The 14201-nt window shown below is 67.7% G+C and carries 6 protein-coding genes and 6 pseudogenes; 8 read left to right on the forward strand and 4 right to left on the reverse strand.

Annotated features, from left to right (window positions below):
- Positions 1-90 precede the first annotated feature (90 nt).
- Positions 91-1890 carry an NAD(P)/FAD-dependent oxidoreductase gene (locus CK951_RS16875; RefSeq protein WP_096787428.1) on the forward strand — a complete coding sequence of 600 codons (1800 nt, stop codon included), beginning with the start codon at positions 91-93 and terminating at the stop codon, positions 1888-1890.
- 71 nt (positions 1891-1961) lie between these two features.
- Entirely contained in the window at positions 1962-3017 is a 1056-nt protein-coding gene (locus tag CK951_RS16880) for a 2,3-butanediol dehydrogenase (RefSeq protein WP_096787938.1), read from the forward strand.
- Positions 3018-3225: 208 nt separating this feature from the next.
- Here CK951_RS16880 and CK951_RS16885 read toward each other — a convergent pair.
- Positions 3226-3678: pseudogene (locus CK951_RS16885) on the reverse strand (hypothetical protein); the annotation flags it as partial.
- 6 nt (positions 3679-3684) lie between these two features.
- Positions 3685-4110 (reverse strand): annotated as a pseudogene (locus tag CK951_RS16890) (IS5 family transposase); the annotation flags it as partial.
- Positions 4111-4388: 278 nt separating this feature from the next.
- Here CK951_RS16890 and istA point away from each other — a divergent pair.
- The 3 genes and pseudogenes from istA (at position 4389) to CK951_RS16905 (ending at position 7847) form a co-directional block, all read left to right on the forward strand.
- On the forward strand, positions 4389-5855 hold the full coding sequence (gene istA / locus CK951_RS16895) for an IS21 family transposase (protein ID WP_157764584.1): 1467 nt from the start codon (positions 4389-4391) through the stop codon (positions 5853-5855).
- Positions 5852-6715 carry an IS21-like element helper ATPase IstB gene (gene istB, locus CK951_RS16900; RefSeq protein ID WP_096784779.1) on the forward strand — a complete coding sequence of 288 codons (864 nt, stop codon included), beginning with the start codon at positions 5852-5854 and terminating at the stop codon, positions 6713-6715. Before istA ends, istB begins: the two co-directional genes overlap by 4 nt.
- 102 nt (positions 6716-6817) lie before the next feature.
- Positions 6818-7847: pseudogene (locus CK951_RS16905) on the forward strand (IS110 family transposase).
- Between the two features lie 230 nt (positions 7848-8077).
- On the opposite strand, the pseudogene CK951_RS16910 reads toward CK951_RS16905, so the two are convergent.
- Positions 8078-8422, reverse strand: a pseudogene (locus CK951_RS16910) (transposase); the annotation flags it as partial.
- Between the two features lie 153 nt (positions 8423-8575).
- Here CK951_RS16910 and CK951_RS16915 point away from each other — a divergent pair.
- The 3 genes and pseudogenes from CK951_RS16915 to CK951_RS16925 all read left to right on the forward strand — a co-directional run bounded on the left by CK951_RS16915 (position 8576) and on the right by CK951_RS16925 (position 12747).
- Positions 8576-8950 carry a hypothetical protein gene (locus CK951_RS16915; RefSeq protein WP_096787429.1) on the forward strand — a complete coding sequence of 125 codons (375 nt, stop codon included), beginning with the start codon at positions 8576-8578 and terminating at the stop codon, positions 8948-8950.
- Positions 8951-8959: 9 nt separating this feature from the next.
- Positions 8960-9891 (forward strand): annotated as a pseudogene (locus CK951_RS16920) (IS5 family transposase).
- A gap of 534 nt (positions 9892-10425) precedes the next feature.
- Complete coding sequence (locus tag CK951_RS16925) at positions 10426-12747, forward strand: nucleoside hydrolase-like domain-containing protein (RefSeq protein ID WP_096787430.1); 2322 nt, start codon at positions 10426-10428, stop codon at positions 12745-12747.
- Between the two features lie 291 nt (positions 12748-13038).
- On the opposite strand, the pseudogene CK951_RS16930 reads toward CK951_RS16925, so the two are convergent.
- Positions 13039-14186 (reverse strand): annotated as a pseudogene (locus CK951_RS16930) (IS5 family transposase).
- Positions 14187-14201: the final 15 nt, after the last annotated feature.

Genomic DNA, 14201 nt, shown 5'->3' on the forward strand with positions numbered 1-14201 from the left:
GGATGCGTCAGACTGTCGCGATTTTGCTGGCTGCCCTGCCCCGTCCTGCGGCAGCCTCATGATCGGGAGATTCATCAACGGGAGGGAAAGATGCTGGATACAACCGCTGCCGATCTCACGCGCGGGGTCCTGTCGGCCTTCGGCGAGGCACTGGAACAGGGCGACATCGAGCGTGCCGTCGCGATGTTCGCCGAAGAATGCTACTGGCGCGACCTCGTGACCTTCACCTGGAACATCAAGACCGTCGAGGGCCGCGAGCAGGTGGCCGACATGCTGCGCCACCAGCTTGCGACGACGAAGCCGCGCGGCTGGGATCTGGCCGAGCACGAGATCCCGACCGACGAGGGGGGCGTCACCACCGCCTGGATTACCTTCGAGACCGATCTCGCGCGCGGCTATGGCCTGATGCGGCTGAAGGACGGCAAGATCTGGACGCTCTTGACCACGATGGCCGAGCTGAAGGGCCATGAGGAACCGAAGGGCTTTGCCCGCCCGCTAGGCGCCAAGCACGGCGCCGGCCGCAACCGCACCACCTGGAAGGAGGAGCGCGAGGCCGAGGAGCGGGAGCTGGGCTACACGAAGCAGCCCTATGTGCTGATCGTCGGCGGTGGACAGGGCGGCATCGCGCTCGGTGCGCGCCTGCGCCAGCTGGGCGTGCCCACGATCATCGTCGAGAAGAACGACCGCCCCGGCGACAGCTGGCGCAACCGCTACAAGTCGCTCTGCCTGCATGACCCGGTCTGGTACGACCACCTGCCCTACATCAAGTTCCCCGACAACTGGCCCGTCTTCAGCCCCAAGGACAAGATCGGCGACTGGCTCGAGATGTACACGCGGGTGATGGAGCTGAACTACTGGACGCGCACCACCTGCAAGAAGGCCAGCTATGACGAAGCCACGAAGGAATGGACCGTCGTGGTGGACCGCGACGGCGAAGAGATCACGCTGAAGCCGAAGCAGCTGGTGCTGGCAACCGGCATGTCGGGCAAGCCGAACCTGCCCGCCTTCCCGGGAATGGAGAAATTCCGGGGCGATCAGCACCATTCCTCGAAGCATCCAGGCCCGGATGCCTATGCAGGGAAGAAGTGCGTGATCGTGGGCTCCAACAACTCGGCCCACGACATCGCCGCCGCGCTGTGGGAGCATGGGGCCGACGTGACGATGGTTCAGCGCACCTCGACGCATATCGTGCGGTCGGACACGCTGATGGAGATCGGCCTCGGCGGGCTCTACTCCGAGCAGGCGGTGCAGGCGGGCATGACGACCGAGAAGGCCGACCTGATCTTCGCCTCCGTTCCCTATGCCATCCTGCACGAGTTCCAGATCCCGCTCTACGAGCAGATGAAGGAGCGCGACAAGGAGTTCTACGAGGGGCTGGAGCGCGCCGGCTTCTGGCTCGACTGGGGCGCCGACGGCTCGGGCCTGTTCATGAAGTACCTGCGCCGCGGGTCGGGCTATTACATCGACATCGGGGCGAGCCAGCTGATCATCGACGGCGAGATCAAGCTGGCGCACGGCCAGGTGCGCGAGGTGGTCGAGGACGGGCTGATCCTCGAGGACGGCACGAAGCTCGAGGCCGACCTGATCGTCTATGCCACCGGCTACGGCTCGATGAACGGCTGGGCGGCGGATCTGATCGGGCAGGACGTGGCCGACAAGGTGGGCAAGTGCTGGGGCCTCGGCTCGAACACGCCCAAGGACCCCGGCCCGTGGGAGGGCGAGCAGCGCAACATGTGGAAGCCGACGCAACAGGAGGGGCTGTGGTTCCACGGCGGCAACCTGCACCAGTCGCGGCACTACTCGCAGTTCCTCGCGCTGCAGCTGAAGGCCCGGATGGAGGGGCTGCCCGTCTCGGTCTACGGGCTGCAGAAGGTGCATCACCTCGGCTGACACTACTGCGCCCGGGCCATGCCGGCCCGGGTTCCCGCATCCACGAGGAGACAGAGATGAGTGACAGCACCATGCGCGCAGCCGTCTGGCACAAGGCCCGCGATCTTCGCGTCGAGGACGTGCCGGTTCCCGAGCTGCGCGACCCGCATGACGTGCGGGTGAAGGTCGCCGCCTGCGGCATCTGCGGCAGCGACCTGCACGAATATGCCGCCGGCCCGATCTTCATTCCGGTCGAGGCCCCGCACCCGATCAGCGGCGACCGCGCGCCCATCGTGATGGGGCACGAATTTGCCGGAGAGGTGGTCGAGGTCGGCCCCAAGGTCACCCGCGTCAAGCCTGGCGACCGCGTTGCGATCGAGCCGATCCTGTCGCCCAACCGCGAGGGCGCCTACCTGATGGAGCGCTACAACCTCAGCCCGCTGCTGGGCTTTCACGGCCTGTCGGGCGGCGGCGGCGGGTTCTCGCAGTTCACCGTGGTGGGCGAGCACATGCTGCACCGGATGCCCGACGACCTGTCGTGGGAGCAGGGCGCGCTGGTCGAGCCGGCCGCCGTGGCGCTTCATGCGGTGCGCCAGAGCGGGCTGAAGGCGGGCGACACGGCCGCCGTCTTCGGAACAGGCCCGATCGGCCTCATGGTGATCGAGGCGCTGAAGGCCGCGGGCGCGGCCGCCATCCACGCAGTCGAAACCTCGGCCGTGCGCCGGGGCAAGGCGGAATCTCTGGGCGCGGCCGCCCACGATCCCGCCGACGGCGACGTGGTCGAGGCGATCGCCGCGACCTCGGGGGGCGGGGTCGACGTGGCCTTCGAGGTGACGGGCGTGCCCTCGGTCCTGTCGCAGTGCATCGCGGCGACCCACCCCGGCGGCGAGATCGTCATCGTCAGCATCTGGGAGAGCACCGCCTCGTTCCAGCCCAACACGCTGGTGATCAAGGAACGCACGATGCGCGGGATCATCGCCTATCGCCATGTCTACCCGGCCGTCATGGCCCTGATGCAGCGCGGCTATTTCCGCGCCGAGGATCTGGTGACCGACCGAATCGCGCTCGACGACGTGGTCGCAAAGGGCTTCGAGAAGCTGCTGGCCGACAAGTCGCAGGTCAAGATCATGGTCACTCCCCCGGGATGAGCGGCCAAGCGATCGGCTGGCCGGTCTTCCCGGGTGCGGGATGGCCGGCCAAGCACCGGGCTGGGAAGAAAAGGCGGCCGCGAACTCGCCTGGCCGGAAACGGTCGCCTCTATCCTGCTGGTCGCTTCAGGCTATGGTCTCGGCACCACGGACGCATCCGCAAAACTACCGGTCAGCGCCTGACATGCCAATCCGCCGCAAACGACCCGCGCAGGCGATCGGGCGCGGCCTCGATGATGTCGAAGACCGCGTTGCCGAAGGCCTGGACGAGGCGCTTGGCATAGACCGGGCGGATGCCGCGGATCATGCCCGAGCCGAGGTAGCGCTCGATGCCCGCGAGCGAGGACGGCGCCGCGGTCTTCAGGAAGCGCGCCTTCAGCTGCAGCCCGTGGGTGCGGTCGTTGATCCAGGTCCCGGCGGCGGTGATCCACTCGCCGGCCGAGACGACGGGCGCGTGGCCCACGACGGTGACGAGGTCGCGGTGCCCGCGGGCCTTGACGCGCGGGACGCAGAAGCCGCTCTCCGGGCTGTGGAAGGTCACGCGCTCGACGAGACCGGCGAGAACCTCGCCCTCGGCGCCGGAGGGTGGCGCGGGATCGGCGGGCACGGGAAACGGTTTCGACTTGGGGAACGGTGTTGCCTTCCTAGGCTCCAGACTCATTGATTGTCAGAGCCAGAGCAGGACGATGGCTGCGAGTGCGATAGCAGAGAAGAAGGTGTCCGGGCATCGGTCGTATCGGCTAGCAACCCGTCGCCAGTCCTTGAGGCGGCCGAACATGATCTCGATGCGGTTGCGGCGCTTGTAACGCCTCTTGTCGTATTTCACCGCCTTCTTGCGCGATTTCCGGCCCGGGATGCAGACCTTCATCCCTTTGTCTTTCAACGCTTCTCGCAGCCAGTCCGCATCGTAGCCCCTGTCTGCCAGCAACCAGTCCGCCTTCGGCAGGCTGCCCGGCAGCGCTGCCGCGCCGGTGTAGTCGCTGACCTGTCCAGCGGACATGAAGAACCCGATCGGCCGCCCCTTCGCATCGGCGACGGCGTGCAACTTGGTGTTCATGCTCCCCTTGGTGCGCCCGATCTGACGTGCGCGCCCCCTTTATGGATGGCCCGCCCCTCCCGCCGCCCTCTGCAGGATGGCGGTTGATGAGCGACAACCAAGTTGTCCGACACCGTCAGGCAAGTTGGCCGCTGGGTTGAGCCGGAGGACGGGCGTAGCCCGTCCCGGAGGCTGAACCCAGCGGCTGGCCCTCGTTTCGGGGGAGAAGGGTGGGTGCTGGCCGCTGCGGGCCGGTAGGATCGGGATCTCTGCGTCCAAACGGAGATCCGACCGTGCCGGGCAAACCCGTCACCGACCAGCAATTGAGAGTCTACATGACCGACCGTCTCCAGCACAGCCAGCGTGTCGCCGCCGCCCGCGCCGGCTTCAGCGAGCGCACCGCCCGCCGCATCGATGCCGATCCGCGCCTTCCCTCGCAACGTCCGGCCCCCCGGGGCCGCACCGTGCCCGACCCGCTCGAGGCGGTGTGGGAGCCGGTGCTGCTGCCGATCCTCGCGCGTGATCCGGCCGTTCAGGCCGTGACCCTGCTGCGGCACCTTCAGATGAGCGACCCGGAGGCTTTCCCGGACGACCGCGTGCGCCGGACGCTCGAGCGGCGCGTCCGCGACTGGCGTGCCCTGAACGGCCCCGAGCGCGACGTGATCTTCCGTCAGACGCCCGAGCCCGGCCGGATGGCCCTGTCGGACTTCACCGATGCGAACGAACTCTGCGTGACGATCGCGGGGCAGCCGCTGGAGCAGCGCCTCTACCACTTCGTCCTGGCCTACAGCGGCTGGGAACATGCCGCCGTGGTGCTGGGCGGCGAGAGCTTCCCGGCGCTGGCCGAGAACCTCCAGAACGCACTCTGGACCCTTGGCGGCGTCCCGCACGAGCACCGAACCGACAGCCTGTCCGCAGCTTACCGGAACCTCGACACCGAAGCGGCGGCCGATGTCACCAGCCGCTATCAGGCGTTCTGCGCCCACTACGGCATGCTCGCCAGCCGCAACAACCCGGGCGAGGCGCACGAGAACGGATCGGTCGAGGCCCACAACAACCACCTGAAGGTCGCCCTCGACCAGGCCCTGATCCTGCGTGGCTCCCGCGACTTCGCCGATCTCGCCAGCTGGCGCCGCTTCGTCGATGAACTGGTCGCCCGACGCAACCGCCGGCGCGAGTCCGCGGTGCGCATCGAGATGGCGGCGCTCAGGCCGCTGCCGGCCCGGCGCACCACAGACTTCACCGAAGTGGTCGCGCGGGTCACGAAGACCGGGGGCTTTCTGGTCCACCAGGTCTTCTACTCGGCACCCTCGCAGCTGATCGGCAAGCGCCTGCGGGTCCATGTCTACGACGACCGGATCGAGGCCTTTCTCGGAGCGACCCCTGTCGTCACGCACCCCCGCCGTCGCGGCCGCGATGACGGCGCCCGCGTCCACTGCGTCAACTATCGCCCTGTCATCCACGCCCTGCGCCGCAAGCCGCAGGCGCTGGCCGGTTCCGTTTACCGCGACGGCCTGTTCCCGCGATCGGAATACGCCGAGGCCTGGGTTGCGTTGTCCGCCGCCTTGCCGCGCCGCGACGCCTGCCGTCGCATGGTCGATCTGCTGTGGCTTGCCCATGCGGAGGGCTGCGAGGCTGAACTGGCCGCGCTGATTGCCCACACCCTCGGTCATGGCGAATTGCCCGAAGCCCATGCGCTAAGGAGCAAGCTGGAGCCGCGTCGGCGCGAGCTGCCCGACGACACGCCCGTCAACCTCACCGATCTGGCCCGCTTCGACGAGCTGCTGGAGGCGCGCGCATGACCGCCGCTGCCCCGCACCCCGTCGATGTGCATGCGTTGCCCGCCATGCTCACGGCTCTGCGCCTGCCCAGCATCCAGCGCCACTGGCCGATGCTCGCCGAGCGTGCCGACGCCGAGGGCTGGCCCGCCTCGCGCTTCCTCGCAGCCCTGGCCGAGGTCGAGCTCGCCGATCGCGATGCCCGCCGCATCCAGCGCCATCTGCAGCAGTCCGAACTTCCCGGCGGCAAGACGCTGGCAACGCTTGACTTCAAGGCGCTGTCCGGCGTGACCCGGGCCCGCATCGAGGCGTTGGCCGCCGGGGATTGGGTTGAGACCGGCGCCAATCTCATCGCCATCGGCAACTCGGGCGCCGGCAAGAGCCACGTTCTCTGTGCCATCGGCCATGCCCTCGTCGAGGCCGGCAAGCGCGTCCTCTACACCCCCACCACCGACATCGTGCAGAGGCTGCAGGCCGCGCGCCGCGACCTCGTCCTTGAGGCCGCCCTCGCGAAGCTCGACAAATTCGACCTGATTATCCTCGACGACATCACCTACGCCCAGAAGGACCAGGCCGAGAGCTCGGTGCTCTTCGAGCTCATCGCCCGGCGCTACGAGACCAGAAGCCTCGCCATCGCCGCCAACCAGCCCTTCAGCGCCTGGAACCGCGTCTTCCCCGATCAGGCCATGACCGTCGCCGCCATCGACCGGCTGGTTCACCACGCGACCATCCTCGAGATGAACGGCGAGAGCTTCCGCCGACGCGCCGCCGCACGACGCCGATCCACGGAGCCTGTCGCTGCGCCGACAACCTCCAGCGACAACATCGGCGTCGAAGCCACCGACAACATCAACGACAAGCAGAGGGAGATCAGCGCCGACTAACACCAACGACCGCAGCGGTCAAAACCGGCCATCCTGGTTGTCGGTCACGGCCAAGGAGGTTGACGCTCTACAGGCGGTGTTGAATGAAGGAAGGAGTGAGCCATGAGCATTGTGATCCTGGGGATCGATCTGGGCAAGAACAGCTGCAGCGTGGTTGGACTGGATGCCAACGGCAAGGTCGTCGTGAGACGGCGGATGCGCCGTGATGGGGTGATCACCTTCGCCTCACGGTTGACACCTTGCATTATGGCGATGGAAGCGTGCTGCGGGGCGCACCACATGGGTCGTGCGCTGGCCGCGCTGGGGCACGAGATCCGGTTGATGTCGCCGGAATATGTTCGCCCCTACGTCAAGGCACAGAAGAACGATGACCGGGACGCCGAGGCGATTGCGGAAGCGGCCACCCGTCCGACCATGCGCTTTGTCGAACTCAAGAGCGAGAAGCAGCTTGACGTTCAGACGCTGCACCGGGTGCGCGATCGTCTGGTCGGGGAGCGAACCTCCCTGACCAACCAGATCCGCAGCCTGCTGCTGGAGCGCGGGCACGTCGTGGCGCAGGGTCACGGGCGGTTGCGGCTCTTGCTGCGCGATCTTCTGGATGATGGCGCCGACGCCCTGAGCCCACGCATGGCGTTCCTGCTTGGAGACATGCGCGCGCGTCGGGAAGAACTGGGACCGTCGCATCGCCGCCTTCGACGCCGAGTTTGTAGCCATGGTCCGAAGTGATGACAGGGCACGACGGCTGACGAGCATTCCGGGCATTGGAGTGCTCAATGCGACCGCGCTGGCGGCCGCGGTTGGCAACGCTGCCACCTTCGGCAAGGGCCGAGATCTAGCGGCCTGGCTGGGTCTCGTGCCTCGTCAGGCCACGACCGGCGGCAGGCCAAGGCTCCTCGGGATCACGAAGCGGGGCAGTCGCTATCTCCGCAAGATGCTGATCCAGGGCGCGCGTTCCGCCATGCCGACACTGGCGAGGACAAACACCGCCGTGGGTGTCTGGTTGCGCGGGCTGCTGTCACGTTCTCATCCCAATGTCGCCGTCGTCGCGCTTGCGGCCAAGATGGCCCGAACTGTCTGGGCGCTCCTGCGCCACGAACGGATCTACGACCCTGTGCCGTTGGCGGCGGGCTGACGAAACACGCGTCCGAGTCCTCGGACGGACACGACAAGCTGCGAGTGGTGAGAGGAAGATGGCCTGACAGTTGAACGGCGTCTCGAAAGCCTCCGGTCAAAAATGGTCTCCGAGACCGGCCCCTTTATGAGGATCGGGACGCGCGGATCTCCATCTTGGCAGCGGCTCTGGCGCCGACATGCCGTACGTTTGTGCAGACTGATCACGCTGTCACCCAATCGGCGCTTGCACCGGGGCGGGCCATACGTTGGCAGCGGCAGGCTGGAGGCCGTGCGATGCGCCTTCAGGCAGGTCGCGTCGATCATGATCGTCTTGTGCTCGGCTCTCTCGGCCGCCAGGCCCATCATGATCCGGGCGAAGACTCCGTTCTCGCTCCAACGCTTCCAGCGATTGTAGAGGGTCTTCGCCGGCCCATACTCCCTGGGCGCGTCGCACCACCGCAAGCCATTGCGATTGATGAAGATCATGCCGCTCAACACACGCCGGTCGTCGACACGGGGCTTGCCATGGCTCCTGGGAAGGAACGGCTTCAGGCGCTCCATTTGCGCCTCGGACAGCCAGTAGAGGTTGCTCATCGGTCAGGTCTCCTTGCGAGGCCTGAATCACGCGATCCGCCCAAAATCAATGGGTCTGGAGCCTACCGCAGGGCAGCGGCATTCGTTGCCGGTACGGCGCATCAAATTCTGGCACAGGACCTCGCGCAGACAGACGCTGCCGGCTCAGTCGCCATGATGGATCGCGATCGCATCCATCCGGCGATCGCGGCGGCGGTGCTATTCTTGGTCGCCGAGCAATATGCGGACGCCCACGAAGCCGCGCGGTTCATCAGACCGGAAGTTGTAGAGCAGGACTATGTCTGCACTATCCTGGCCGAGGACATCCGCGATCTGGCGCGCGGCAATTTCCAGAGCATACTTGACCGCGCGCAGCGCCGCCTGGCGGCGATTTTCGCCGGCGGACCGCTTGAACATCGGGGAATGACGGCGCTCTTCGAGAGCCTCGTCGTCGGTGTCGATTTGTTTGCAACGGAAGTTCTGGCGCAAGAGGGCATTGTTGCAGAACTCTGGCCCCGAAGGATTCACAACGCGAAACCATGCGGTTAGACGGGCGGCATGAGCAAGCCCCAGCCCGCCCGCTACCGCACGACGAACTGGTCCGCCTACAACGATGCGCTTCGGAAGCGCGGGTCGTTGCTGATCTGGCTGGACAAGGGGATGGCCTGGCACGCTCCGCGTGAGGGCCGCCCGGGCCGCCCGCCGGTGTTCTCGGATGCGGCGATCCAGTTCTGCCTGTCGATCAAGGTGCTGTTCAAGCTGCCGCTCAGGCAGACCGCCGGGATGGTCGCCAGCCTCCTGCGGCTGGCCGGGCCGGACTGGTCTGTTCCGGACTATTCCACGTTGTGCCGCAGGCAGAAGACCCTGCAGGTGCAGATCCCCTATCGCCGTGCCGACGGGCCGTCGAACCTGCTGGTGGACAGCACCGGCATCAAGTTTCTCGGCGACGGCGAATGGCAGGCCCGCAAGCACGGGGTGCAGGGCGTCGCCAATGGCGCAAGGTGCATCTCACGATGGACACCGAGACGTCCGACATACGCGCCGTCGAGTTCACTCCCAGCCGGGAAGGCGACAGCCCCGTCCTGCCGGACCTGCTGGATCAGATCCCCGAAGACGAAGACATCAGCGCCGTGACCGCGGACGGCGCCTACGACACGCGGCGCTGCCACAGCGCCATCATCGCACGGGGCGCCACCGCGATCATCCCGATCCGCAAGAACGGTCGACCGTGGAAGGAGGACTGCCCGGCCGCCCGGGCCCGCAACGAAACGCTGCGCGCTACGCGTCACTACGGCCGGGCGTTCTGGAAACGACGGACTGGATACCACGCCCGCAGCCGCGCCGAAGCCAGGATGCGCTGCCTCAAGTCCTTCGGCGAGCGCATCGCCGCGAGAGACCCCGACCGCCAGTCCGCCGAAATCCACATCGGCGTCGCCCTCATGAACCGCTTCACCGCCCTCGGCACAGCCGAGATCGTCCGCGTCGCCTGAACCTTGAGGGGAAAGGCGTAGTCGAGCCTCAGGCCGCCTTTCTGCAACAACGCCCATCCGGGAGAACCACTTTCTAAGGGGCAGACCACCGGACGGTCGCTTCGGCCATCCGGGTTCACTCAGACTGTTGAACATCGCTCCGGCTCGGTCCGGTCAGACTCGTGCCTGCGGCACCTTCCTCGCACCATGCGACGTCGCGGCCGACCCTTCCTTCATCCTTGGAGAGATACTCCGGTCGGATCGCCTCTGCCCCGTTCCGAGTCGCGCCACGGTGCTATTGCATGCGCAATTTAGGCGGATTGTTGCCGCCAAGGCACATGGGCGGGTGGCGCATGTTGTCTGATGCCGCCATTCTACTGCCCTAACTCAAAAGGATAAACCACGCCGGAGACCGTGCAACCTTGGCGCGACCAGTGGTGACGAATACAACCCCAGATAAACTTTTGCTTAAAATCCAGGCGCGATCATCGGAGAGGCATGCGCCTTGCAAAGCCAAGTCTGATTTAGGCAACGACAACGGAGATACCACCCGCCATGCCACTGCCCAGAGTCTTCATATCGACCGACCTCAGGCTCGCCGCCGAGGAGAAGGACGACTCCCAGTCGCTCATCCATGCGCTGCTCTACCAAGACAAGATGAACATCGTCGGCATCGCCGCCACCCCGTCCAAGTGGAACGCCCAGGACGGCCTCGTGGGCGACATCGACCGCATCATCGACACCTATGGCCTCGACCACGCCAAGCTCGCCGCGCGCAGCGGCGACTTCAAGACCGTCGAGCAGCTGAAGGCCGTCAGCTGGCAAGGCGCGCTCGACACCGCGCCGGGCCAGGGCTGGTCGAGCCCCACCGACTCCTCCCGCGCCATTATCGCCGAGACCAAGAAGGCCGCGGCCGCAGGGGAGGTGCTCAACGTGCTGACCTGGGGCGGCGAGACCGACCTCGCGCAGGCCCTCCACGACGACCCGTCCATCGCGCCGCACATCCGCTTCTTCAGCATCGACGACCAGGACGAGGCCGCCTACGCCTACATCAAGGCGAACTTCAAGGGCGCCTTCGACATGTGGGTCGACAACCTGTCAACCTTCAGGGGCACCTACGCCAGCCCGGCCGGGGGCGACTGGACGCAGGACATCATCAAGGGCTGGCACGAGGCGAACGCGCGCGGCCATGGCGCGCTCGGGGACCTCTTCGCGCAGCTTTCGGGCGACATCTTCAACGTCTCGGGCGTGAAGATGGGCGACAGCCCCACGGTGTTCCGCTTCCTCAGCGGCGATCAGAACGACCCCACAAAGGAAAGCTGGGGCGGCGAGTTCGTCCAGCGGCCGTCGGGCGGCCCGGGGCGCTACTACACCGACAACCCCGACGACGCGCTCGACTTCGACCGGCCCGACACCGACGGCGCCATGACGGTCTACGAGGACCGCTCGGCCTGGTTGGCGGACTTCGCCACGCGCCTGGACTGGCTGAAGGGCGACGCGCCCGCGCCCACGCCCTCCGCGCCGGTAGCCGGCAACCTCCTGAGGGACGCGTCCTTCGAGGGGCCCTCCGTCGCGACCGGGCAGTGGGCCGAGCTCGGCTCGACCGCCGGCTGGACGGCCATCGCGGGCGGGCGCATGGAGGTGTGGGACGCCCACGGCGGCGTGACCGCCACGAACGGCTCGCAGTTCGTCGAGCTCGACTTCCATAGCGCGCACGACGGCTTCTTTCAGGACGTCGACGCCGCCACGGGCGAGGCCTACACGCTGAGTTTCGACCTGCGCGCGCGCCCCGGCGCGCCCGTCTCGAGCCAGGGCGTCGAGGTGGTGTGGAACGACCGGGTCGTGGCCACGGCCACGCCCGGGACGGACTGGGGCACGTTCACGACCACCGTCACCGGCGCGGCCGGCACGGACCGGCTCATCATCCGCGAGGTGGCCTCCCAGGGCGGCGACGGCCTGGGCGCCCTCCTGGACGACTTCGTGCTCGTCCGGTCCGGAGCCCCGACGGGCGGCAAGGCGCCCGACATGGGCGACGCGCCCGCGCCCACGCCCCCCCCGCCGGCAGCCGGCAACCTCCTGAGGGACGCGTCCTTCGAGGGGCCTTCCGTCGCGACCGGGCAGTGGGCCGAGCTCGGCTCGACCGCCGGCTGGACGGCCATCGCGGGCGGGCGCATGGAGGTGTGGGACGCCCACCGCGGCGTGACCGCCACGAACGGCTCGCAGTTCGTCGAGCTCGACGTCCAGGGCGCGCGCGACGGCTTCTTTCAGGACGTCGACGCCGCCACGGGCCAGGCCCACACGCTGAGCTTCGACCTGCGCGCGCGCCCCGGCGCGCCCGCCTCGAGCCAGGGCGTCGAGGTGGTGTGGAACGACCGGGTCGTGGCCACGGCCACGCCCGGGACGGACTGGGGCACGTTCACGACCACCGTCACCGGCGCGGCCGGCACGGACCGGCTCATCATCCGCGAGGTGGCCTCCCAGGGCGGCGACGGCCTGGGCGCCCTCGTGGACAACTTCGTGCTCGTCCGGTCCGGAGCCCCGACGGGCGGCACGGCCCCCGACACCGTGTCGGTCCGGGTGAGCGGCGACGCGTGGGAGGGCGACCCCGCGTTCGCGCTCCTCGTCAACGGCGTGACGGTCGCCCCGTCCACGATCGTCACGGCGGACCACGCGGCGGGGGAGTGGCAGACGCTCACCTTCACGGGCGACTGGGACCTCGACGGCAGCGACCAGGTCGGCGTCAGGTTCCTCGAGGACCGTTACGCCGGGCCCGGCCGCGACCGCAACCTGTACGTGGACGAGGTCAGGCTGAACGGCGAGGCCAACGGCGCGGACAGGACGTTCTTCCAGGCTGGGACCGAGACCTGGGATTTCTGACGGGCCGGGCACGGGCGACAGTCCGGGGGGGGGGGCCGGCGGCCCGGTGCAGGCCCTCTCCCTGGGTCGGATCGGGCAGATTCAAGGACCGTCGCACAAGGTTCCGCAGTTAGCGGACCCTCATCCGGTCAGCGCACCCGTCAGGCCCGCCAGGCCGCCTCAATGGCTGCGAAGTTTGTCCAGCGCATGACCGTCGTCTTCCTAAATTCGCGGGTTGAGCACCGGCGACCCAGACGGGCGTTGTTGCAGAAAGCCGCCTTGAGGCGTGACTTCCCCTTTCCCCCCGGGACGTCAGTCGACGCGGACGATCTCGGCGGTGCCGAGGGCGTTGAAGCGGTTCATGAGAGCGACGCGGATGTGGATCTCGGCGGTCTGACGGTCGGGGGTGAGCCATTGGAACGCCATTGGTCCGAGAGACAGTGGCGAACGCCATGATGCGTTCACCTAAGGCCTTGAGCCGAGCCGGTGAGCGCCACCGGTTCGAGCGAACCGGCGAGGGCATCTTCGCCTCGATCCGGCTGCGGGCGTGGTAGCCCGTCCATCGCTTCCAGAACGCCCGGCCATAGTGACGGGTGGCGCGCAGGGTCTCGTTTCCGGCCCGGGCGGCGGGGCCATCTTCCTTCCATGGTCGGCCGTTCCTGCGGATCGGTATGACGGCTGTGGCGCGGCGCTCGACGATGGCCGTGTGGCAGCGTCGCGTGTCATAGGCGCCGTCGCCGGTCACGGTGCCGATCTCCTCATCCTCGGGGATCTGGTCCAGCAGCTCGGGCAGGACAGGGCTGTCGCCGTCGCGGCTGGGGGTGAATTCGACGGCGCGGATGTCGGACGTGGTCCCATCCATGGCCAGATGCACCTTGCGCCATTGGCGCCGGCCCTGCGCCCCATGCTTGCGGACCTGCCATTCCCGTTCGGCAGGCTTACGCATTCGGGGCTGGAACGATCCACTGGATCGTTCCCGATTGCCCCTCATCACTGGCGCCACGGTCCTGCCTCACCCAAGGAACTTGATCCCGGTGCTGTCGACCAGCAGGTTCAGCGGGCCGGCGGCGCAGCGGTACGGGATGTGGACAGCCAAGGACGTCTGCCGCCGGCAGAGGGTGGAATAGTCCGGAACCGGCCAATCCAGCCCGGCCAGGCGCAGGAGGCTGGCCACCATCCCGGCGGTCTGCCTCAGCGGCAGCCGGAACCAGGGCTCCGCCCGTTCAGGGCTGAAAACGGTCCTCAGGACCGTTTTCCGGGCGCCCTTCACCCTTGATCGACAGGCAGAACTGGATCGCCGCATCCGAGAACAGCGGCGGCCGCCCAGGCCTGCCCTCAGGTGGCGCGAGCCAGGCCATCTCCCTGTCCAGCCAGATCAGCAGCGACCCGCGCCTCCGGAGCGCCTGGTTGTAGGTGGACCAGTTCGTCGTGCGATGGCGGGGGCGTGCAGGCTTCGTCATGCTACCCGTCTAACG

It is taken from the genome of Rhodobacter sp. CZR27, assembly GCF_002407205.1.
In the GTDB taxonomy this organism is placed as follows: Bacteria; Pseudomonadota; Alphaproteobacteria; order Rhodobacterales; family Rhodobacteraceae; genus Cereibacter_A.

Coding starts and splice junctions, on each gene's coding strand:
- CK951_RS16925 (WP_096787430.1), top strand. CDS start 10,426: ATGCCACTGCCCAGAGTCTTCATATCGACCGACCTCAGGCTCGCCGCC.
- CK951_RS16915 (WP_096787429.1), top strand. CDS start 8,576: ATGATGGATCGCGATCGCATCCATCCGGCGATCGCGGCGGCGGTGCTA.
- istA (WP_157764584.1), top strand. CDS start 4,389: ATGACCGACCGTCTCCAGCACAGCCAGCGTGTCGCCGCCGCCCGCGCC.
- CK951_RS16875 (WP_096787428.1), top strand. CDS start 91: ATGCTGGATACAACCGCTGCCGATCTCACGCGCGGGGTCCTGTCGGCC.
- istB (WP_096784779.1), top strand. CDS start 5,852: ATGACCGCCGCTGCCCCGCACCCCGTCGATGTGCATGCGTTGCCCGCC.
- CK951_RS16880 (WP_096787938.1), top strand. CDS start 1,962: ATGCGCGCAGCCGTCTGGCACAAGGCCCGCGATCTTCGCGTCGAGGAC.